General features: G+C 38.1%; 21 protein-coding genes and 3 tRNA genes. 13 read left to right on the top strand and 11 right to left on the bottom strand.

Features of this window, described 5'->3' with window-relative positions; all coding sequences use genetic code 11:
• Entirely contained in the window at positions 1 to 750 is a 750-nt protein-coding gene (locus G9X63_RS10395) for a TrmH family RNA methyltransferase (protein ID WP_130923336.1), read from the top strand.
• Here G9X63_RS10395 and G9X63_RS10390 read toward each other — a convergent pair.
• Complete coding sequence (locus G9X63_RS10390; RefSeq protein ID WP_252622922.1) at positions 727 to 1,470, bottom strand: queuosine precursor transporter; 744 nt, start codon at positions 1,468 to 1,470, stop codon at positions 727 to 729. The genes G9X63_RS10395 and G9X63_RS10390 overlap by 24 nt on opposite strands.
• Complete coding sequence (locus G9X63_RS10385; protein WP_252622920.1) at positions 1,467 to 2,678, bottom strand: pyridoxal phosphate-dependent aminotransferase; 1,212 nt, start codon at positions 2,676 to 2,678, stop codon at positions 1,467 to 1,469. The genes G9X63_RS10390 and G9X63_RS10385 overlap by 4 nt, the downstream gene beginning before the upstream one ends.
• A 219-nt stretch (positions 2,679 to 2,897) precedes the next feature.
• On the opposite strand from G9X63_RS10385, the gene G9X63_RS10380 reads away from it, so the two are divergent.
• From G9X63_RS10380 to pheA, 10 genes are all read left to right on the top strand, one after another.
• On the top strand, positions 2,898 to 3,413 hold the full coding sequence (locus tag G9X63_RS10380) for a hypothetical protein (RefSeq protein WP_252622918.1): 516 nt from the start codon (positions 2,898 to 2,900) through the stop codon (positions 3,411 to 3,413).
• The gene (locus G9X63_RS10375) at positions 3,414 to 3,950 is read left to right on the top strand and encodes a hypothetical protein (RefSeq protein ID WP_252622914.1); all 537 of its coding nucleotides are present in this window, start codon (positions 3,414 to 3,416) and stop codon (positions 3,948 to 3,950) included.
• 11 nt (positions 3,951 to 3,961) lie between these two features.
• Positions 3,962 to 4,894, top strand: a complete 933-nt coding sequence (locus G9X63_RS10370; RefSeq protein WP_252622912.1) for a phosphoribosylaminoimidazolesuccinocarboxamide synthase — start codon at positions 3,962 to 3,964, stop codon at positions 4,892 to 4,894.
• Between the two features lies 1 nt (position 4,895).
• Complete coding sequence (locus G9X63_RS10365) at positions 4,896 to 5,321, top strand: STAS domain-containing protein (protein WP_130923342.1); 426 nt, start codon at positions 4,896 to 4,898, stop codon at positions 5,319 to 5,321.
• Between the two features lie 200 nt (positions 5,322 to 5,521).
• The gene (gene gltB, locus G9X63_RS10360; RefSeq protein WP_252622910.1) at positions 5,522 to 10,090 is read left to right on the top strand and encodes a glutamate synthase large subunit; all 4,569 of its coding nucleotides are present in this window, start codon (positions 5,522 to 5,524) and stop codon (positions 10,088 to 10,090) included.
• 6 nt (positions 10,091 to 10,096) lie between these two features.
• Positions 10,097 to 11,596 (top strand): glutamate synthase subunit beta, encoded by a 1,500-nt coding sequence (locus tag G9X63_RS10355; protein WP_252622907.1) that lies wholly within the window; start codon positions 10,097 to 10,099, stop codon positions 11,594 to 11,596.
• A 63-nt stretch (positions 11,597 to 11,659) separates the two neighbouring features.
• Positions 11,660 to 11,746 (top strand) — tRNA-Ser (locus G9X63_RS10350).
• An 11-nt stretch (positions 11,747 to 11,757) separates the two neighbouring features.
• Positions 11,758 to 11,831: transfer RNA gene (locus G9X63_RS10345), tRNA-Pro, on the top strand.
• 63 nt (positions 11,832 to 11,894) lie between these two features.
• Positions 11,895 to 11,968 (top strand) — tRNA-Arg (locus tag G9X63_RS10340).
• 110 nt (positions 11,969 to 12,078) lie between these two features.
• Positions 12,079 to 13,155: a prephenate dehydratase gene (pheA, locus tag G9X63_RS10335; RefSeq protein WP_252622905.1), complete on the top strand. Its 1,077-nt coding sequence runs from the start codon at positions 12,079 to 12,081 to the stop codon at positions 13,153 to 13,155.
• On the opposite strand, the gene ribF is transcribed toward pheA, so the two are convergent.
• From ribF to G9X63_RS10295, 8 genes are read right to left on the bottom strand one after another with little or no spacing between them, the layout of a single operon-like run.
• A complete protein-coding gene (gene ribF, locus G9X63_RS10330) occupies positions 13,147 to 14,067 on the bottom strand; it encodes a riboflavin biosynthesis protein RibF (protein WP_252622903.1) in 921 nt (306 codons plus the stop codon). The genes pheA and ribF overlap by 9 nt on opposite strands.
• Positions 14,051 to 14,740 (bottom strand): tRNA pseudouridine(55) synthase TruB, encoded by a 690-nt coding sequence (gene truB / locus G9X63_RS10325; protein ID WP_252622900.1) that lies wholly within the window; start codon positions 14,738 to 14,740, stop codon positions 14,051 to 14,053. The genes ribF and truB overlap by 17 nt, the downstream gene beginning before the upstream one ends.
• The gene (locus tag G9X63_RS10320; protein WP_130923348.1) at positions 14,728 to 15,516 is read right to left on the bottom strand and encodes an undecaprenyl-diphosphate phosphatase; all 789 of its coding nucleotides are present in this window, start codon (positions 15,514 to 15,516) and stop codon (positions 14,728 to 14,730) included. Before G9X63_RS10320 ends, truB begins: the two co-directional genes overlap by 13 nt.
• Positions 15,516 to 15,719 (bottom strand): DUF3098 domain-containing protein, encoded by a 204-nt coding sequence (locus G9X63_RS10315; protein WP_130896694.1) that lies wholly within the window; start codon positions 15,717 to 15,719, stop codon positions 15,516 to 15,518. The genes G9X63_RS10320 and G9X63_RS10315 overlap by 1 nt, the downstream gene beginning before the upstream one ends.
• Before the next feature lies 1 nt (position 15,720).
• A complete protein-coding gene (locus tag G9X63_RS10310; RefSeq protein ID WP_252622899.1) occupies positions 15,721 to 16,605 on the bottom strand; it encodes a cell division protein FtsX in 885 nt (294 codons plus the stop codon).
• Between the two features lie 2 nt (positions 16,606 to 16,607).
• A complete protein-coding gene (locus G9X63_RS10305; RefSeq protein WP_252622898.1) occupies positions 16,608 to 17,177 on the bottom strand; it encodes a bifunctional nuclease family protein in 570 nt (189 codons plus the stop codon).
• Positions 17,178 to 17,220: 43 nt separating this feature from the next.
• Entirely contained in the window at positions 17,221 to 18,150 is a 930-nt protein-coding gene (locus G9X63_RS10300; protein ID WP_236633209.1) for an electron transfer flavoprotein subunit alpha/FixB family protein, read from the bottom strand.
• Position 18,151: 1 nt separating this feature from the next.
• On the bottom strand, positions 18,152 to 18,886 hold the full coding sequence (locus G9X63_RS10295; protein WP_130923350.1) for an electron transfer flavoprotein subunit beta/FixA family protein: 735 nt from the start codon (positions 18,884 to 18,886) through the stop codon (positions 18,152 to 18,154).
• Positions 18,887 to 18,937: 51 nt separating this feature from the next.
• On the opposite strand from G9X63_RS10295, the gene G9X63_RS10290 reads away from it, so the two are divergent.
• A complete protein-coding gene (locus G9X63_RS10290; protein ID WP_252622897.1) occupies positions 18,938 to 19,246 on the top strand; it encodes a tetratricopeptide repeat protein in 309 nt (102 codons plus the stop codon).
• Here G9X63_RS10290 and G9X63_RS10285 read toward each other — a convergent pair whose 3' ends face one another.
• Positions 19,247 to 21,133, bottom strand: a complete 1,887-nt coding sequence (locus G9X63_RS10285) for a DNA topoisomerase IV subunit B (RefSeq protein WP_130896689.1) — start codon at positions 21,131 to 21,133, stop codon at positions 19,247 to 19,249.
• Between the two features lie 281 nt (positions 21,134 to 21,414).
• Here G9X63_RS10285 and G9X63_RS10280 point away from each other — a divergent pair, with 281 nt between their 5' ends.
• Positions 21,415 to 22,653 (top strand): ABC transporter permease, encoded by a 1,239-nt coding sequence (locus G9X63_RS10280; protein WP_130896688.1) that lies wholly within the window; start codon positions 21,415 to 21,417, stop codon positions 22,651 to 22,653.
• Positions 22,654 to 22,702 lie beyond the last annotated feature (49 nt).

Genomic DNA, 22,702 nt, shown 5'->3' with positions numbered 1-22,702 from the left:
ATGCTAACTAATAAACAAATAAAGTTAATTAATTCCCTACATTCTAAAAAAGGAAGAAAAGAGAATGATTTATTTTTAGTGGAAGGGGAGAAGTCGCTGCTTGAATTGTTAAAGTCTGACTTTACAGTAGATTTTTTCCTGTTGAACGAAGTTCATGTTTCTCTCGCCGATCAAATTAGTCAACAATCAAAAGCTCCTATCTATTTTTTGGATGCAGAGAGTATTCAAAAATTAAGCACCTTAGTTAACAATCAGATTGGACTAGCTGTCGTTCAACAAAAGAAATTCCCTCCATTTATCATTCAAGATCGGTATACAATCGTACTTGATGGTATTCGGGATCCAGGTAATTTGGGAACTATTATTCGTATTTGCGACTGGTATGGTTTCAAGCAACTAGTACTTTCGGAGGATTGCACCGAGTTTTATAATCCCAAAGTAATTATTTCTACCATGGGTTCGTTCTCGCGCATCGAATTTACCTACGTTGATTTACCTACTTTTTTCAAAGAACACCCGGAATATAAAAAGATTGGAGCCGTTCTGAATGGCGAAAATATCCATCACTATCAGTTTCCAGATAAGGGTTTCATTATTTTAGGTAATGAATCCAATGGAATTCGAGAGGAAATAATGGAAAGCTTAGATGAGCGAATTACCATTCCTGCTTTTGGTGAAGCAGAATCTTTAAACGTAGGTATTTCAACTGCCGTGATTGCGGATAATTTAAAGCGCTTTATCCTTAGCTAGATACTTTTCAATGGCCCAATGGGCAACATAGAGCAAAGGAGTAAACAAAATAGCCACCACAAACTTATACAAGTAATTGTTGAAGGAAACATTCATCCATTGTGCAAAAGTCCAATTTCCAAAAGCATAGAAAGCAATACCAATTACTAACACGCTATCTATTAATTGTGAAATTAATGTGGAACCAGTAGCTCTCAACCAAATGTGCTTAGAACCCGTTCGGGATTTAATCTTTTCAAAAACCAACGCATCAATGATTTGGCTAACTAAAAACGCGGATAACGATCCCAGAATAATTCCCAATCCTTGACGAAATATTCTCGCAAATGCTGAATTGATATTAAAATTTTCTGAACCCTTGTTTACCTCTACCCAAAAATCCGCTGGTACTAATAAAGTCGCTGTATAAATAATTAAGAAGGAAAATGCGATAAATAGGGCAGTGGTGAAAGAGATGAATCGAACCCCTTTTTTTCCAAAATAATCGTTAATAATATCGGAAGTAATAAATACCAAAGGCCAGTTTAAGGCTCCAGCCGTTTGATTTAAATCCCAAAAATCCCCCCATGGTGTTGCCCAATGTAAAGGCGAAAATCCAAGCGTCCGCTCAATACTAACAATCTTAACACCAATTATCTCCGCCACGATTGCATTCGTTAAGAATACTCCAAAAAGGAATATAAACAGCTTTTGCTTCCGAGAGAATTCGTTAAAAATCATTTACGGTAATTTTCAAAATGTAAGGCAATTTTATCTAAAGCCACACCTAATTGTTCTACATGCGGGAGAAAGACGATTCTAAAGTGATCATTTCCCTTAAAATTAAAACCCTGACCACCTACAACCAGTATTTTTTGCTCTTCCAATAAAGACATCACAAAGTGATTATCATCTTCGAAATTAAATTTAGTCAAATCAATTTTAGGGAATAAATAAAGAGCTCCCTTCGGCTTTACGGCACTTACCCCGTCAATGGCATTAATTCGCTCGTATGCTAAATTCATCTGGCGATTTAAACGACCCTCTTTGGCAACTAAATCATTAATGGATTGATAACCGCCTAAAGCTGTTTGAATACCATATTGCGTAATCACATTGGCGCAAAGACGAGTGCTAAACAAGAAATTCAACCCTTCAATATAGGATTTAGCTTTGTGTTTTGCACCTGTCAAAATCATCCAACCACCTCTAAACCCTGCCGCCCGGTAATTTTTAGACAATCCTCCCATCGTGATAATCAAAATATCATCAGAAAGACCGGCTGCCGTATGGTGAGCTGTTCCATCAAACAAAATTTTATCATATATTTCATCTGCGAAGAGAACAAGCTGATGCTTAGCCGCTAAGGCCACCACTTGCTTCACTGTTTCTTCCGAGTAAACTGCTCCTGTAGGATTATTAGGATTAATTAAAACAATAGCCCGCGTTTTAGCGGTTATTTTAGCTTCCATATCGGCTAAATCGGGAGCCCAATCTTTCTCTTCTGCGCAAATGTAATGCACCGCTTTTCCGCCTGCTAAACCTGCCACAGTCGTCCACAGCGGATAATCTGGCGAAGGGATTAATACTTCATCATCTGTATTCAATAGGGCAGTCATCACTAAGGAAATAAGCTCACTAACCCCATTTCCTATATAGATGTCTTCTATTAAAATATTCTTAACACCTAAGTTTTGGTAATACTGCATGACCGCTTTGCGCGCAGCAAATAGACCACGGGAATCAACATATCCCTGAGCATTTCGTATATTTACAATAATATCATGGACAATCTCGTCTGGCGTTTCAAAGCCAAAGGCGGCGGGATTACCTATATTCAAGGAAGTGATCTTGTAACCCTGATTTTGAAGAGCTAATGCTTTATCATACACAGGTCCTCGAATTTCATATTTTAGGTGATCGAGACGCTTACTTTTTAATATATCCATGCTATTTTTGATAGAATTGTAAAAATAGCAATTTAATTTTAATTGAATTTACCCCCTTTTATGAATTTAAAGGAAATTGGTATTTTATTGGTTGGATTATTTATGGGTTCCTGCCTATTGATTGCTTATAAGTATTATATAGCCAAAGGAAAGGTATTTCAAATCTCGAGAATAGTCGTTTTTAAATATATTCTCCGTTTTATGCTTTTAGTAACCTTTATGGCTCTCTGTCTATACACCATAAATGGAAAGCAAAATAGTGATTCCATAGGCCAAAAAGCGAGTTCGACCTTATTTGTCATCGCTAATAATAGCTCCAGTTTAACATGGAACGCGCTCCGAGATAAATTGAATGAACTACCTGAAAAAGGAAATTACAGCCTAGGTATCTACGAAGGGAAGCGCGATGAATTCTTTCTAGTGATCCCACGAACGAACAAAGAGTCATTTTTAAATTTGCTAGAACAGGCTAATGGATCTAAATTATCTCACCATAAACACGTATTAACACCCACACCACCTAAGCACCCCTCTGAGGATCAGTTTGAGTTGTTTGGTTTAGCTAATGACCGATGGCAAGCTTCTTCGATTGAAAGCAATAAATCTTCAATCTTTTCAACTAATACCCTGAATGGCTGGATTGGAGGCTCCTATGTTAGAGTGTATTTAGTAGTTTTAATCGTTATTTTAGTATTTATTGATAGTGTTTTTACAGCCAAAGCCATTAAAATATAGATGTTTTCTACCTTATTCTATCTTTTTATTTTATTCTATGATGGTATATTCGCTAAATCATCAGAAGAATACAATGCCCAAATTACACTACTTAACAAGCAAATTGCCTCGCATCAATATGAGGCAGCGTTACGTAATGCACAAACTCTTCAACATTTTACGCTCTATACAAACCCGGAAGTCGAGCACCTTATCGCCATTCTGGAATTAAAAACACATAAGAATTCGATTCAGGGAGAACACCTATTTATTAAAGATCAAAGTATCTCTAATGACATTTTATATAGTTATTTTATGGCTTTAAATGGTCACACTCGGGAGGGATATACTGATTTACATCGTTCTATCATTCAAAATGGAAATGTAGATACACTCGTTAAAGCATTTGAATTGTACGCAATCAATTTTCCTCAGAACAAATTAAAGAAACAAGCCAGTTCAGCTCAAATGATCAGCCAAACTCAAAAAATAAATACACAAGAAGCTTTATCTTTACTTGACTTAATGAAGAAGAAGCAAAAAAATCTTATCTATTAATTAGCCAAACCATGATTCCAGCCCCTTATCAATTCCCTAATCAGACGTCTTTCTATAGAGGAAAGGTACGTGATGTCTATGGAATAGGAGACCATTTACTGATGATTACTTCAGATCGTATTTCAGCATTTGATGTCGTTCTTCCTAAGTTAATTCCCTTTAAAGGTCAGGTCTTAAATCAAATTGCCAGCTATTTTCTACAGAAGACGGCTGATATCGTGCCTAATTGGTTAGTGGCCACACCAGATCCTAATGCGGCTTATGGTTTAAAATGCGAGCCATTTGCCATCGAAATGGTTATTCGGGGTTATTTAGTAGGACATCTTTGGCGTGAATACAAAGCTGGAAAACGAAGCGTTTGTGGTGTCACCTTACCGGATGGTTTAGTAGAGAATCAACAACTGCCTTCTCCTATTATTACGCCCACCACAAAGGCAAGTGAAGGACACGACGAAGATATTTCTGTAGCGGCGATTATTGAACAAGGCATTGTTTCAAGAGGCCACATGGATGAACTATGTGCCATCACACATCAATTGTTCCTAAGAGGGCAGGAAATGGCAGCTGAAAAAAACTTGATTTTAGTCGATACGAAATACGAATTTGGTCTTTATGAAGGGAAGATCATGTTAATGGATGAAATTCACACACCTGATTCGTCTCGTTATTTTTATAAGGAACCGTATGCTGAATTATTCGCGAAAGGAGAGGCTCAGAAACAATTATCGAAAGAATTCGTTCGTGAGTGGCTAATAGCTAATGGTTTCCAAGGAAAAGAAGGTCAGAATATACCCACCATTACAGATGAATTCGTTCAGCAAATTTCTGAACGTTACATTTTGTTATACGAGGAAATCACAGGCTTACCATTTCACAAAGAACCTCAAGAAGATATTTATAACCGTATTTATAACAACACAATCCAGTATTTGCAACATGTCTAATATGAATTCATTTCAACTCGAACAAAACGAAAGTTATGCCGTTATTGATTGGAAGGCAGAACAATTAGGATCAACTAACGCTGAGGAATTAGAAAATGCTATCCGTCTTTTGTTTAAAAAAGACTATGCTAACATGATCTTAAATATAGGTAAAATTGAAGATTTAGATGGATTTGGGGTTTCCGCTATCCGCAAAGGGACTAAAATTTGTACTAATGAAGGTGGACTTTTTGTTGTGGTTACTAAAAGCGATCCAATTGCTGAACGATTAGATGCAGCTAAAATTGAAAACCTTACCTTGTTGAATACCGTGCAGGAGGGAGTCGATGCTATTTACTTAAATGACCTTGAAAATGAGTTTCAGGATGAGGACGATACAGAGGGAGAGAGCGAATTTGGAGAGTCTTATGGAGAGGATTATGATTAAAATTGCACTATAGCAAGATTTTTTGTGTTGCATTTCTGATAATTCAAATTCAGAAGAATATTTTGTCTATAGATCGTTTTGCCAAATTTATTTTTAATTAAATTTGAAATTAGGTATATTATCTATCTGAAATGACCCAGTAGTCAGGTTCAGGTATTTTCGATTCATTATTATTTATATTAGAATATTTATAGTTTCCTATGAGAAATCCGAATGAAGTAGGTTTGTACAGAAAAGAATTTGAACACGATGCATGTGGTATTGGATTTGTTGCCAGTTTAAAAGGTATCAAATCGCATCGCATTGTTCAAGATTCCATCAAAATGTTGATTCGTATGGATCACAGAGGGGCTTGTGGTTGTGACCCTAATTCAGGAGACGGCGCAGGTGTCTTAGTGCAACTCCCTCACGAATTCTTCTTAGAAGAAACTAGTTCTTTAGGTTTTGCTTTACCTTCATTAGGAAACTATGGAGTAGGGATGGTCTTTTTCCCTAAAGACGAAACGCTTATTAAAGAATGCAAAGAAGTCATTGAGCGTAAGTCTAAGAAATTAGGATTACGTATTTTAGGTTATAGAATAGTTCCTGTAGATAATTCGGAAATCACAGGAGCAGATTCAGGCAACGCAGAGCCGTCTATTCAACAATTGTTTATTGAAAGACCAGCAGATTGCGCGACTGAAATTGATTTTGAAAGAAAGCTTTATGTTTTCAGACAATATGTGTCTAAGTTGTTAAATGAAACAATTGCGGGCCTAAACAATAAGTTTTATTTTGCCTCTTTGTCTTGCCGTACCATCATTTATAAGGGTATGTTAACGACCATGCAGGTTCCGGGTTACTTCTTGGATTTATTCCAGGAGAACTTTACTTCGGCTTTGGCCATCGTACACTCCCGATTCTCTACCAATACCTTCCCAGAGTGGAAATTAGCTCAACCATTCCGCTTTATCGCGCACAACGGAGAGATCAATACGGTAAAAGGTAACTCATCTTGGATGCAAGCGCAATCCGCTTTATTCTCAAGCAAATACTTTACTCAAGAAGAATTAGACATGATTCTTCCGGTTTGTAGCTTAGGACAATCCGATTCGGCGATTTTAGATAACGCCATTGAATTATTGTATTTAACTGGCCGCTCTTTACCGCACGTCATGATGATGTTAATTCCTGAGGCGTGGGATGGTAATGAGAGTATGGAGAAATACAAAAAGGATTTCTATGAATACCATGCCGCGATGATGGAACCTTGGGATGGCCCAGCTAGTATTTCGTTCACGGATGGAAAAATGATTGGCGCTACATTGGATAGAAATGGATTGCGTCCATCTCGCTATTGGGTAACGTCAGATGACCATGTTATCATGGCATCAGAGGCAGGAGTTTTAGATTTAGATCCAGCTACCATTGTTTCTAAAGGCCGTTTACAACCAGGTAAAATGTTCGTAGTGGACATGGAGCAAGGACGTATCATTCCAGACGAAGAATTAAAAGAAAAGATTTGTCAACAACAACCGTATGGAGAATGGTTAGTTAATAATAAGATTCGCGTAGAAGATCTTCCAGAAGCGGGTTCAGAGTATAGACAACCGAAGGCGATCGAGCTAGTTTCTAGACAGCAAATTTTTGGGTTTACAACTGAAGATATCCGTATCGTTTTAGCCCAAATGGCTGAAACTGGGAAGGAGGCCTTAGGGTCAATGGGTATTGATACGCCGTTAGCGGTCTTATCTGAAAAGGCCCAACATTTATCCTCTTACTTTAAGCAATTGTTTGCCCAGGTAACTAATCCTCCGATTGACCCCATCCGGGAGAGAATGGTTATGTCTCTTTTGTCTGATATCGGAGGTCTATCGAACTTATTAGAGGAAAGTCCTACCCATTGTCGTCAAATCGAGATCCAACAACCTGTTCTTCGTAACAAAGAGGTGGAGAAGATCCGTTGGATTGACCATGAAAATTTCCAAACGAAATCCATTCACATGACTTTCCGCGCTTCTGAGGAGGAAGGAGTTTTGAAAAAGGCTTTGGACCGTATTAATCAATACGCAGAAGATGCGGTGGATGATGGTTATTCAATCATTTTATTAACAGATCGTGGTATTGATAGTTCACATGCGCCTATTCCGTCTTTATTAGCATTGGCTTCTGTTCATAATCATTTGATTCGTACGAAAAAAAGAGCAAAAGTAGGTATTATTATCGAAGCAGGGGATGTGTGGGAAACACACCATTATGCGACGTTGATCGGTTATGGTGCTAGTGCGGTAAATCCGTATATGGCCTTTGAGACGATCAAAGCGATGAAGGATCAAGGATTTGTGAACAAAGACTTGAGCTATGATAAATTAGAATACAATTATATCAAAGCCGTTAATGGAGAATTATTAAAGATTTTCTCTAAAATGGGTATTTCTACTTTACAGTCTTATCAAGGCGCTCAAATTTTTGAAATCCTAGGTTTAGGAAAAGAGGTAGTAGATACTTATTTCAGTGGTTCTATCTCTCGTATAGGCGGAATTAGCTTAGATACGATTGCCAAAGAAGCCCTTGTTAAGCATACTTCTGGTTATCAATTGCGCAAGCAAGAGTCGCCTAAATTAGAAGTAGGTGGTATTTACCAATGGAAACAAAGAGGAGAGGAGCACTTATTCAATCCAGCAACAATTCACTTATTGCAGCAAGCCACGAAGCAGAATGATTATTCTGTGTATAAGAAGTATGCGCAATTAATTGATGACCAAAGCAAAAAGTCCATCACCTTGCGTGGTTTATTGAAATTCAAATCAAGTAAAGCGATTTCGATTGATGAAGTAGAGCCGGTTGAAAATATTTTAGCCCGTTTTGCTACAGGAGCTATGTCTTTTGGATCCATTTCGTATGAAGCCCATACCACATTAGCTATCGCGATGAACCGTATTGGTGGTAAATCAAATACCGGTGAGGGTGGAGAGGATCCAATTCGTTTTGAAAAAATGGCGAATGGAGATTCAATGAATTCAGCTATTAAGCAAGTGGCTTCTGGTCGATTTGGTGTAACGGCGCATTATTTAACCAATGCGAAAGAACTTCAAATCAAGATGGCGCAGGGTGCAAAGCCAGGAGAAGGAGGTCAATTACCAGGACACAAAGTAGATGACTGGATTGGTAAAACTCGTCATAGTACGCCAGGAGTAGGTTTAATTTCACCTCCTCCGCACCACGATATCTATTCAATTGAAGATTTAGCACAATTAATCTTTGACTTAAAGAATGCGAATAGAGCCGCTAGAATCTCTGTAAAATTAGTTTCTGAAGCGGGTGTAGGTACAATCGCAGCCGGTGTAGCGAAAGCACATGCTGATCACATTTTGATCGCAGGTTATGATGGAGGTACTGGAGCATCGCCTTTATCTTCAATCCGTCACGCTGGTTTACCATGGGAACTCGGTTTAGCTGAAACGCACCAAACCCTAGTGAAAAACAAATTACGTGGACGTGTGACCATTCAAGCAGATGGTCAAATCAAAACAGGTAAGGATATCGCAGTAGCGGCCTTGTTAGGAGCAGAGGAATTTGGTGTAGCCACCGCAGCTTTAGTAACAGCAGGTTGTATTATGATGCGTAAGTGTCACTTAAATACCTGTCCCGTAGGTGTAGCTACTCAAAATCCAGAATTAAGAGCCTTATACACGGGTCAAGCAGATCACGTTGTGAACTTATTCCATTTCTTAGCACAGGAATTACGCGAAATTATGGCTGAATTAGGCTTCCGTAAACTAGAGGAGATGGTGGGTCGAGTGGATCTATTAGAAATGAAAGATTTATCGGGACACTGGAAGTTTAAAAATATTGATTTGAGCCCAATTTTGGCCCCAGCAGCATTAGAAGAAGGCGTTGCTGTATTCAAATCAGAGGAACAAGATCATGGATTAGCAGATCAATTAGACTGGGAATTATTGAAAATAGCTCAACCTGCGATAGATAAAGGTGAAAAAGTAAATGGTGAATTAGATATCATCAATGTTAATCGTTCAGTAGGAACCATTTTATCGAATGAAATAACGAAGAAGTATGGTGAAAAAGGTTTGCCTGTTGATACCATAAATATCAAGTTCAAAGGAACGGCTGGACAATCATTTGGAGCATTTTCTGTGAAAGGTATCAAATTCGAAATAGAAGGAGATGCAAATGACTACATTGGTAAAGGACTTTGTGGCGCGACTCTCGTAGCCTATCCTTCGCCATTAGCTTCTTTCAAAGCCTCTGAGAATTCGATAGTGGGCAACGTGTCATTCTACGGAGCTACTTCTGGTGAGGCTTATTTAGCGGGTATGGCAGGTGAACGTTTTTGTGTCAGAAATTCAGGTGCTAAAGTTGTCGTAGAAGGTATTGGTGATCATGGTTGTGAATATATGACAGGAGGTTTGGTGATCATTTTAGGAAATACAGGCCGTAATTTCGGGGCAGGTATGTCTGGTGGTGTAGCCTACATCTTGGATGAACAAAATACGTTTGATGCGAAAGTGAATCGCGAAATGGTAGAAATTACCGAATTGACGCCAGAAGATAAAAACATCATATTGATGTATTTGGAAAAACACGTTGCTCTTACGGGTTCAGTGAAAGGAAAGCTAGTGTATGATAATTTCAATGCCTTAGCAAGCCAATTCAAGAAAGTATTACCTGTAGATTACAAGAATGCCTTAAGTTCTAGAAAACTAAGCATCTCTGATGTGTTAGCAGACAAAAACAAAGTGTATCAAGATATTAAAGTAGATTTAAAATAAGATAGAATGGGTAAGCCAACCGGATTTTTGGAAATTGAACGCAAATTAGCTCCTAAAAGAGCTGTTTCTGAGCGCGTGAATGATTACAAAGAAATTGAGCAATTAAACTCTATAGCTGAAACAGAAGCGCAAGCGAGTCGTTGTATGGATTGTGGTACACCATTCTGTCATAATGGATGCCCTCTAGGGAATATCATTCCTGAATTCAACGATGCGGTTTATGAGCAAAATTGGAAGTATGCCTATGATATTTTGAGTACGACCAATAACTTCCCTGAATTTACGGGACGTATTTGTCCAGCTCCTTGTGAATCAGCTTGTGTATTAGGTATTAACAAACCAGCAGTGGCTATTGAATTGATCGAGAAATCAATCATTGAAAAGGCTTATTCAGAAGGGTGGGTTGTTCCATTTATTCCTAAAACGCGTACGGGTAAAAAAATAGCTGTTATCGGTTCAGGTCCAGCGGGTTTAGCTGCTGCAGCGCAATTAAATAAAGCTGGTCACTTAGTTACGGTTTATGAGCGTGCAGATCAAATTGGAGGATTATTACGTTATGGTATTCCTGATTTTAAATTAGATAAATCGGTAGTTACTCGTCGTGTAGAAGTAATGAAGCAAGAAGGTATTACCTTCATTACGAATGCTAATATCGGAACTACGGAGAAGTTAGCTAACTTAACGAATGATTTTGATGCCGTTTTAGTAGCTACAGGAAGTACGACTCCCCGTTTTATCTCAGCAAAGGGAAATGATGCCATTGGTATTTATCCTGCGATGGAGTTTTTATCGCAGCAGAATAAGCGAAATGCGTCTATTGCGTTAGAAGTAAACCACAAAGGAGAGAAATATGCGAATGCAGATATTCATGCCAAAGGAAAGCATGTAGTCGTAATAGGCGGTGGAGATACTGGTTCTGATTGTGTAGGGACTTCTAATCGCCATAAAGCTGCTTCCATAACACAAATTGAAGTAATGCCTAAGCCTCCAGTGGCTAGAGCAGAAAACACACCTTGGCCTAATTGGCCTAATATGTTGCGTACTTCAACTTCCCACGATGAAGGAGCGGAGCGTTTATGGTCTATTTCGTTACAAGAATTTATCAAAAATGATAAAGGTGAGCTAGAAGCTTTACTCATTGGAGACATCGTTTATAATATGAAGGATGGAAAAATGGAGCAAGAGGTAATGAATATCAGAAAAATTCCATGTGATTTAGCTTTAATTGCGGCTGGTTTTTTACACACGGATCACACGGGTTTATTCGAGCAATTAACCGCTATGGGAGTGAATGCAGATGAGCGTGGTAATCTGGCCGCTAATGCTTCTTATCAATCTGATAATGAGAAAGTTTTCATTGCAGGTGATGCGCGTCGTGGTCAATCATTAGTGGTTTGGGCAATCTCAGAAGGACGTGAAGCAGCTAGAAATATCGACTTGTTTTTAATGGGTAAAACAAGTTTAGAAGGTAAATCTATTTCAAGTTTTGATGTAATGGCGAAATAATTTTTTCGCCATATATTTCATTTAATAAATATATTTACTACATTTGTGCTCTCTTAAATGCTAGGAGAGATGCCTGAGAGGCCGAAAGGACATGTTTGCTAAACATGCGTACTGGTAACGGTACCGAGGGTTCGAATCCCTCTCTCTCCGCAGTCAATTTTCGGGGTGTAGCGTAGCCCGGTATCGCGCTTGGTTTGGGACCAAGAGGTCGTAGGTTCGAATCCTGCCACCCCGACAAAAGTCAATTTATGAGGACGTGTTTTACACCAATTATAAATTGACTTTTTATTTTGATTAAGGTTCCGTAGCTCAGTTGGATAGAGCAACTGCCTTCTAAGCAGTAGGTCTTTGGTTCGAATCCAAACGGAATCACACAGTACATCTAGCATTAACGAAAAGGATTTATTCAAATCCTTTTTTTTATTTCCCTTCCTAAAATCTGCTAAAATTCGTAAATTGAGCTAATTAGCACAATTTTACGCATGAACATACCTGAATTAAGAAACAAAATAGATCACATTGATGATTCGATTCTTTCCCTATTGGTGCAAAGAATGGAATTTGTAGAGGAGATAGGTAAATTAAAACGAGAATCTAATTCAGTTATCTACCATCCAGATAGAGAAAAAGAAATCATTGATCGTTTAGCTAATCAATACACGGGTAAATTGAAGAAAGAGGCTATCGAGGCAATTTTTCTAGAAATTTTTGGTGTATCGCGTAATTTAGAATTACCTGAAATTATTTGTTATTTAGGGCCTGAAGGTAGTTTTACGCATCAGGCAGCAGAAAACCGTTTCGGTGCGGTAGCTGATTACATCTCGTTGCCTTCCATAAAATCTGTTTTTGAATCGGTAGAAACAGGTCGTGCCAAATACGGTGTAGTTCCCATTGAGAATAATCAAGAGGGGATGGTAAAGGAAACGATGGATCTTTTAAATGAAAAGAATTTATTCGTCATATCAGAAATTATTATTCCAGTTAACTTCTGTTTGGCCTCTAAGCATAATGGAATTCAGGGCATTAAAAGGATTTATTCGAAAGACATTGCCTTCCAACAATGTAAAGGCTTCTTAAACGACTATTTCTCTGGCCAGGAGGAAGATTTCTTTGTTCAAGTTGATTCAACCTCACGTGCGGCTAAATTAGCCGTAGAAGAAGAGGATGGAGCTGCTTTGTGTTCGCACATCGCTGCTAAGATCTATTCTTTACCTATTTTGTTTGATAACATTCAAGATAACGATGCGAATCAAACTCGTTTTTTTATTATTTCCAAAGCGGAAAATTTAAAGAAAACAGATAAGGATAAGACGAGTTTGGCCATTAAGCTAAAGAATGATGATAAACCAGGAGCTTTACTTTCTCTTTTACAAGATTTTGAGACGAGAGGTATCAACTTATTGAAAATAGAATCGAGACCTCAGAAGGACACGAATGAATTTAAATTCTGGTTCTTTATTGATATTGAAGGCAATAAATTAGATCAAAAAATACAAGAATTATTAACGAAAAGAGGGGACGAAATAGTCTTCTTGGGTAGTTATATGAATTTATGCTAAATACAATTTAGCCCAAGCTAAATCCGCGGCGATTTGATTCTTTAATTCTTCAAAGGAGTCAAATCGCTTCTCAGACCTAATTTTTTCCATAAATCGAATCTCGATTCCTTGTCCATACAGGTCTCCATCGTAACCTAAAATATGTGTTTCGATGTGAATTCCTTCATCTTTATTTAACGTAGGACGATATCCCATATTAGTCAAGCCGTAGAAGCTACCTTCTTTTAGATGCACTTCGCATAAATAAACTCCTAATTGTGGAATGAATTTATTATCTGCGTTTAGCGACATATTTGCGGTAGGGAAACCGATTTTCCGGCCATTCTGATTCCCATGAACCACAATGCCAGAAATAGCAAAGTATTGGCCTAACATCGCTTTGGCCTTTTGTACTTCTCCTTCAGATAGGTACTTTTTGATTTGTGAGGAACTAACTATTACCTCATCCACTTTTGCTACATCAATGGAGATGGCTTCTAATTCAGCGCTAAAATGCTCCTTGATATAAGAAATAGAACCTTCTCTGTTTTTCCCAAAATGATTGTCATAGCCTAAAATCACTTTTTGTGCTTTTAGACGATGTACTAAATGTTCTTGAATAAACAATTTTGCGGGTAATTCGACGATATAGGCATCAAATGGAATGATAATCACATAATCGATTCCTAATCCCTCCAATGCAGCAATTTTCTCCTGCATGGGCATCAATAATTCATTACGCTTTCCTGTGAAATGATCCGCGGGGTGATTTGAGAACGTAATGACACAGGTCTTAAGATTTGCCTCCTTAGCTGCAGTTAAACAGCCTTGTATCACCTTCAAATGACCCAAATGCAAGCCATCAAACATACCGATAGTCACAGCTGTAGGCGAATCAATTGAAACCGTATCAAAACTATAAAAGCACTTCATGTAATTCGCTGTTAAAAGTGGCTACCTCCTGTGCTTTGTCTAAACCCCATTCACCTATTTTTGTTCGAACCAATTCACTCATATAAGCGCCTGATTGACATTTAGTGCCGAAATCTCGTACAATACTCCGAATATAAGTTCCCTTACTACATTCAATTTCAAAGCTAATCTCAGGAAAATGAGTTGCATCAATTTCCATTCGATACACTTCCACATCTCTTATCTTAATCTCTAATTCATCTGCGCTTACGCCATTTCGCGCATGGGTAAATAAACGTTGTCCATTGAGTTTAATCGCAGAATAAATAGGAGGGACTTGCTGAATAGCACCTAAAAAAGTTTGACGAACATCCTCTAGTAAACTGGAATCAATATGATCAATTGGATATTCACCGTCAAACTCGGTTTCTAAATCAATGGAAGGAGTGGTTTTACCCAAAACTAGTTTGCCTGTATAAGTCTTCGGAAGAGATTGGAAATAATCAATCTTCTTTGTGTATTTACCCACACACATGATTAAAATACCGGTCGCTAATGGGTCTAACGTTCCTGCGTGACCTATCTTTTTAAATCGACCCATATTCCGAATCTTCTTGACCACATCGAAAGAAGACCATTCCCTAGGCTTGTTAATCACATAAAACTTATCTTGAACTTCTATTAACTCATCCACAGGTACACACTTAATAAAAGACCAACAATAATGCGATAGTATCCAAATAATTTAAAACCATGCTTTTTTACAAATCCGACCATCCAATGGATCGTTAGGAGTGCCACAATAAAACTTATCACTGTGCCAATTCCCAAAAATTGAATATGTTCTTTCGTAAACAACACATCAAAGTCGTGGCGATAATCCAATAATTTCTTAGCACACGCTCCTAAAATAGTAGGTATCCCTAATAGAAATGAATATTCAACAGCTGCGGAATGACTAAGACCTAAAACGCGGCCACCTACGATAGTTGCACCCGAACGGGAAACACCAGGAATCATCGCTATACATTGAAATAAGCCTATTTTGAAGGCTTTTAAATAGGAGATGGCGTTAATTTCTGTTGAGTCTACTTTTGAAGGCAACCAAGCATCAATTCGGATAAGAATGAATCCTCCCACGATCCAAGAGCCAGCTATAAACCAATAGCCTTGGAAAAGCGCTTCTAAAAAATCATCCAACAAAACACCTAAAATGACCGCTGGAATAAATGAGGCTATAATTGTATAGTAAATGGATAATCCAGAGGCAAATAATCGTTTGAAGTAGAGGAACGGGACAGCAGCAATAGCACCTAATTGAACGAAAACAGTAAAGAAATTAAGAAACTTAGAATTTTCAATTCCTAACAAATTTTCAGACACAATTAAATGAGCCGTAGATGACACAGGTAAGAACTCCGTTAAACCTTCTACTAAACCTAAGATGATCGTTTTAAGAATCTCTGTCATTAGCGTTTCCACTTAAAAAGGGAGAACACCGGAATAATGATCCCGACTAAAACCAGAATAGGACCAAGGGTTAGGCCCAAAAAGCCAAAGCCAAATTCCTCTTTATCTAAGGTCATCACAAAAAAACCAACCAACATAATTCCTATACCTAGTAAGAGAATTTTGATGTCTTTAGCCCCTAATGGCATATTGGATTGACTCATATTAAAATAGGTTTGTATGTTGAATTTTTAAATACTTTGAAATAGAAAAGAAGGAAGCAATTACACTGAAGAAGGTACAAAAACCTACACAGACCAGAACCAATTGAACTTGATTGTTTATTTCGAAAAATAAGGAAGATATCTCAGGAATTGATGTAGAAAAATAATAGAATGCTCCATCCGCTAGCACGAAACCTATTAGTCCACCTAAGAAACCAACTAATAAAGCATTCAATAAATAGGGCTTTTGAATAAATCCATTCGTGCTACCTAGCAATTGCATCGTCTTTATCAAAACACGGTTTCCATGAATATGAAGTCGAATATTGTTTGCTAATTGTACATAAACAAACAACACTAAAATGACTATTAAAATCAATCCTACATAACCCACTGCCTTAATTTTACCTAATAAAGAACCGATGAATGTATTCGGGTAAGTTACTTCGTACACTTCGGGTCTTGTTTGAATTTCTGTTACAATCTTTTTAAAAGCAGCTTCGTTTTTAAATTCTTCCTTAATACCTAAAATCAAACAGTTTTTAAATGGATTTTCTTCCCCTAACAGACTTTGATAATCTTCTTGTGAAGATTTAAGGAATTCAGAAGCAATCTGGGCTTTGGACTTAAATTCTAATTCAGGCTTCAACTCCTTTTGTCCTAAATAGGGGCGAGTTTTGAAATAAGTAATCGTAGCAGCTAAATCAGAAGTGGATAATGAATCGCTTAAATAGACATATACCTTCATCTGAGACTTAATTTCATCTCCCCACGACTTTACGCTAACAAACAATTGAAAGAATAATGCAAGAATAAAGGCCAAACTCGCCATTGAAATCACCAAGGTTAACTGGGTAGATTGTGGACGGCTTTTAGAATATTTCATATTTATAATTTTTCAATTTCATCTCGTAATTTGGCAGCCTCTTCATAGTTTTCGTCTTGCAGGGCTTTCTGTAACAATCCATCTAATTCGGCCTTAGATCGAACAACTAGTGCCTTCTCTAACACATCAAGATCATCCTCTAATTCATCCAAAAACTCTTCCTCCGGAATGCAAATCTCATGTAACAACTTTTCAGATATTAGAATGGGAATATCTAAACGGATGGCCAAAGCAATGGAATCTGACGGCCTCGCATCAACTTGAAAGGTCTCTCCATCTTTGTATACCTCCAGATTCGCATAGAAAATACCATCTTTAAAGTCGGTAATTAAGACTTTTTGAATAGATACATTCGAATAGGAAAGGAGATTAACACACAAATCATGCGTTAAGGGACGACTGGTCTGTATTTTTTCCAAATAAACGGAAATAGATTGCGCCTCTTGACTTCCAATCACAATCGGAAAACGCAAGGATTGCGCACTATCAGACTCTAGTAAAAGAATGTAGGAGCTAGCACCTACAGAACTAGGGTTAACCGATAGAATACGCAAAGGAACAAACTCTTTCAAAGGCCTATATTAAAACACAAATGTACCAATTAGACCGCTAATTTTAATGAGATTGAAGCTTTTTTGTTAACCTTGGAAGTATATCATTCACATCACCCACGATTCCATAGTCTGCGTGTTTAAAAAATGGTGCTTCTGGGTCATTATTAATCACTACTACAATACGTGAACCATTTACTCCAGCTAAGTGCTGAATGGCACCAGAAATACCACAAGCGATATACAAATTAGGTGAAATCTTAACGCCGGTTTGTCCTACGTGCTCATGGTGAGGGCGCCAATTTAGATCAGATACGGGCTTAGAACAAGCGGTTGCAGCACCTAAGGCTTTGGCCAAATCCTCTACAATCGTCCAATTACCTGGATCTTTTAAACCACGACCAGCACCCACCACTAATGCGGCATCTGGCAAAGGTATAGCGCCAGTAATCGGTTTTAAGGCAAGAATAGAAGCTTTGCTACCTGATGCATTCGTTAAAGTGGTAACAGAACTAATCGATTGATCTCCATACGCTGCATTACCACTAAAATCAAAATTGCGATTCAAGCTGAAATAAGACGCAGATTCCGATGTCACTGTTAACGAAGCCTTACCAGAAAAGATCGATTTACTAATAGTGAATTTTCCTGCCGAATAAGTCAATTGCTGAACGCCTGAAATCATTTCTTGAGATGAACTTGCAGCTAATAGGCTTAACAAATTATCGACTTGAATAGATTTTATACCAAATACGGTGAAACCGTCTACTATTTTCAATAATGGTTCAATGGAAGACGAATCTGCCCACAATCCCTCAGATAAAGTGATAACATCAACTGATTTTGAAGCAGGTAACGAAGCAAACTTCACTTCGCCTATAGCCACCAGTAAAATGGATTCCGGCGTGAAGGAAGATAAAAATGAAATTAATTGAATAGAAGTATCAGAAAGCTGACCTTCTTTTGTCTGAGCAATAATAGCGACCTTTTTCATCTTATAATACGTTTGTCTCCGTTCTTAATAAATCAATTAACTGTTCAGCATCTTCGGCTTTAATCATCTTGTTCTTCCGAGCTGTTTCGGCAATATCCGCTTTAACAATCTGAATTTGACCGATGGATTCCAAAGGCAATACCACTATTTCTTTTGTACGAGCCGTCATGATACCGCGCATGGATGGAATCTTCCACTCGGCAATGGGCTCTTGACAACCCAAAACAGCGGGTAGGGGACAAGAAACCTCCATTTTACCACCATCCATTTCCACTTCTAATTGTAAACCATCACCAGCAACATCTAAATGCATCACTGGATTAAAATGGGTGTACCCTAAAGCTCCCGCCACTAAACCATGGACAATACCTGAATTATAATCAATGGATTCTTTACCCATTAAAATGAGATCCATTGGGTTTTGATTAACGTAGGATACAATGGCATTCGCAATCTGAGCCGAAGTAGTAGGATTTCCATCCACACGTACAGCTGAATCTGCCCCCAGAGCTAAGCATTTGCGAATAAGTGCTTCAGATTCGGAACCACCTACATGCAAAACAATCACTTCAGCACCAGTACTTTCTTTTAATTCAATAGCTCTTGAAAGGGCATAATCATCGTAAGGACCTACGATAAATGTTAATCCTTGGCTACTAATTTGGGAGGTTGATGGATCTATTGCTATTTTTGAGGTAGTGTCTGGGACACAGGAGATACAGACTAGTATTTTCATGGCAGATTAAATTGTTATGCAAGCATACTAATTTGTTTTTAATTTAGCAAAATGGATCGCAAAGAATTTATTAAAAATGAGATTAATCAAGATCCAATGGATCCGTTTAACCACTATCTATTAGCGATAGAATTGTATAAAGAAAAGGCTATTGAAGCTTCTTTTGAGCAATTTGAACGAATCATTACAGATTTCCCAGACTATATAGCGACGTACTACACCTATGCGAACGCACTTCTAACTGAAATCAAGGAAGATAGAGCAGAAAAAATAATACGATTAGGGATAAATGAAGCAGAAAAAAAAGGAGCTACTAAAGCCTTGAAAGAACTTAAACAACTCCTTGAATTGAATTTCTAATTACCCTAATAAAACCTCTTCCAAATCTTTTTCCACAACGAGGTTGTCAATGATGAATTTTTGGCGTTCCGGTGTATTTTTACCCATGTAATAGGTTAGAAGTTGCGGAATGGTAAAATCTTTTTCTAGAATCACTGGCTCTAGCTTAATATCTTCACCAATAAAGTTTCCGAATTCCTCAGGCGAAATTTCGCCCAAACCCTTAAATCGCGTAATCTCAGGCTTAGGACCTAAGGCCTCGATCGCATTGCGACGTTCTTCATCAGAGTAGCAATAACGCGTTTCTTTCTTATTTCGAACTCTAAATAGGGGAGTCTCTAAAATATACAAGTGACCATTACGCACTAAATCAGGAAAGAATTGCAAAAAGAAGGTTAAAATAAGCAACCGAATGTGCATACCATCCACATCGGCATCCGTCGCAATGACAATCTTATTATAACGTAGATTATCTAAGGAATCTTCAATATCTAATGCATGTTGCAATAGATTAAACTCTTCATTTTCGTAGACTATCTTTTTTGTTAGGCCAAAGCTATTCAATGGCTTACCTCGTAAACTAAATACCGCCTGCAATTGCACATCACGTGATTTAGTGATACTTCCAGAAGCTGAATCACCCTCCGTAATAAACAAAGTAGTGTCGTGACGAGTCTCCGATTTCTCATCCGACAAGTGTACACGACAATCCCTTAATTTCTTATTATGTAAGTTCGCTTTCTTCGCACGCTCATTCGCTAATTTCTTGATACCAGCAATATCCTTACGCTCACGTTCTGATTGTAAAATACGCTTTAGTAAAGCATCGGCAGATGCTGGATTTTGATGCAAATAATTATCTAATTCCGTCTTCACAAAATCCCCTACAAACGTACGAATCGAAGTAGAGTTTGAATCAGGTGAAATAGTCGTACTACCTAATTTAGTCTTCGTTTGAGATTCAAAAACGGGTTCTTGAACCCGAATCGCAATGGCCCCCACGATACTCGCACGAACATCCGATGGATCAAAGTCTTTCTTAAAAAACTCACGTACCGTTCTAACAATCGCTTCTCTAAAGGCCGCCAGGTGAGTACCACCTTGGGTTGTATTTTGTCCGTTTACGAAAGAGTAATACTCCTCTCCGTATTGGTTATTATGCGTTATCGCTAATTCAATATCATTACCCTTTAAATGAATAATTGGATACCGATTTTCCTCCGCATTCGTCTTTTTAGAAAGTAAGTCGAAGAGACCATTTTGGGAAAAATACTTCTCTCCATTAAAATTAATGGTCAATCCCGCATTTAAATAGGCATAATTCCAAAATAAGGAATCTAAATACTGCGGAATAAAATGATAGTTTTTAAAGATCGTATTATCTGGTTCAAACTGAACGTGCGTTCCACTTTTCCCATTCGATGCTTCGATGCCAGGAGATTCAGCGGTTAATTCACCCTTACAAAACTCAGCCCACTTTGTTTGGCCATCTCGGTAAGATTGTACCTTAAAGTAATTAGATAGGGCATTCGTGGCTTTAGTACCCACACCATTTAGACCTACAGACTTTTGGAAAGCACCAGAATCATATTTACCACCGGTATTAATTTTGGAAACGCAATCGATCACTTTTCCCAAAGGAATACCACGACCGTAATCACGCACTTCCACCTTATGATCAGAGATTTTAACGTCAATAGACTTCCCATTTCCCATCATGTGCTCATCAATCGAGTTATCCATGATCTCTTTCACAAGAACATAGATACCATCATCCACCGATGAACCATCGCCTAATTTACCGATATACATACCCGGACGAAGCCGAATGTGCTCTTTCCAATCTAGGGAACGAATACTATCGTCGTTATAAATGGGTGCGCTTTGTTGATTTTCTTCCACTGACATAATTTTACACTAAATTATCAAATAGTTCGCGATTAAGAAAGAGGGAGGATTGAATTAATTAGGTCAAAAAAAGGACTAACGGATTAAAAGCCTGTTTCATTGGTTTTTAATGCTGTGAAAAAGGGGATAACTTGCGGTAGCTTTGCAACAGTCGTCACTGCGTGACTTAGTCGCCTTCGGCTTAGTCATCGCTTCGCGATTTAGTCGTCACTGCGTGACTTAGTCGCCTTCGGCTTAGTCAAAAAGTCGCCGGAAGAATCCGGCTTAGTCAAATAGAGAATATGAATGTAAAAGAAAATGTATTAGAGGGTCTGCGTTCCATCAAGGGTAACCTGTTGAGAACGGTGTTGACTGCACTCATCATATCCTTAGGGATTACCTCCCTTGTGGGAATTTTAACGGCTATTGATGGAATTCAAAGTTCTGTAGATAATTCCTTTTCTGGTTTAGGGGCTAATTCGTTTGACATTCGTAATCGTCCAGCTATGCAAGTAAGGCGAGAAGGTCAAAAAGAAAAACGATTTAAAAATATCGATTATCGTCAGGCTATCCATTACAAATCTTTATTTTCTACAAAAGGAAAAGTATCTCTAAAAACCAATGTCAATTTTAATGCCATTGCGAAATTTGCGTCCAAGAAAACAAATCCTAACACCCGTGTGCTCGGAATTGACGAAAACTTCATGGAGTTAAAAGGTTATAAAGTGGGTGCAGGGCGTAATTTTTCGCCCAATGAACAACTGAATGCCATTAACGTTTGTATTTTAGGTGTTGACGTCATTGATCAATTATATGAAAAAGAAAGTCCTATTGGATCTGAAATTATCGTTTCTGGGATAAAGCTAAAAGTGATTGGAGTATTAGAGAAAAAGGGAAATATGATGGGTGGAGGAGATGATCGAGTAGTCGTTGTTCCTTTAGAAACGGGTCGTAAAATGGCTGTGGGTCGCAACTTGACATTTGATATCACCACATCGTCTGCAAAAATTAATAACCTCGATGATTTCATGGAAGAAGCGCGTGGGGCTATGCGGAAAGTACGAATGGATCCGATAGGCATGGAGGATTCATTTAGTATCGACCGTTCAGATTCTATGGCGAAAAGTTTCGAAAGCATAACAGGTTCTTTACGCATTGGTGGATTTGTGATAGGGTTTATTACACTTTTAGGTGCTGCTATTGCCTTAATGAATATTATGATGGTTTCTGTCAGCGAAAGAACGCGTGAAATTGGTATTCGTAAATCACTAGGAGCAACGCCAGGTCGTATTCTACAACAGTTTTTGATTGAGGCGATTGTTATATGTTTACTAGGAGGAATAGGAGGGATTATGTTCGCCATTCCAATTGGAAACCTAATTGCACAAGCTATTAGCTCTGGTTCAGCTAGTTTTATTATCCCTTGGTTATGGATGACGACCGGGATTATAATTTGCATTTTAGTTGGCTTATTTTCAGGAATTTATCCAGCTTTCAAAGCCTCTAAGATGGATCCAGTGGAAGCTTTACGTTACGAATAAAACAGAATTTGTGTTAAACACATTTGCGAAAGCAAATCATTTAGCCTAG

The organism is Aquirufa antheringensis (assembly GCF_023921165.1).
GTDB classification, from domain to species: Bacteria; Bacteroidota; Bacteroidia; order Cytophagales; family Spirosomataceae; genus Aquirufa; species Aquirufa antheringensis.
Note: the sequence above shows the minus strand (reverse complement) of the source record. Positions and strands in the feature narration are given on the sequence as shown.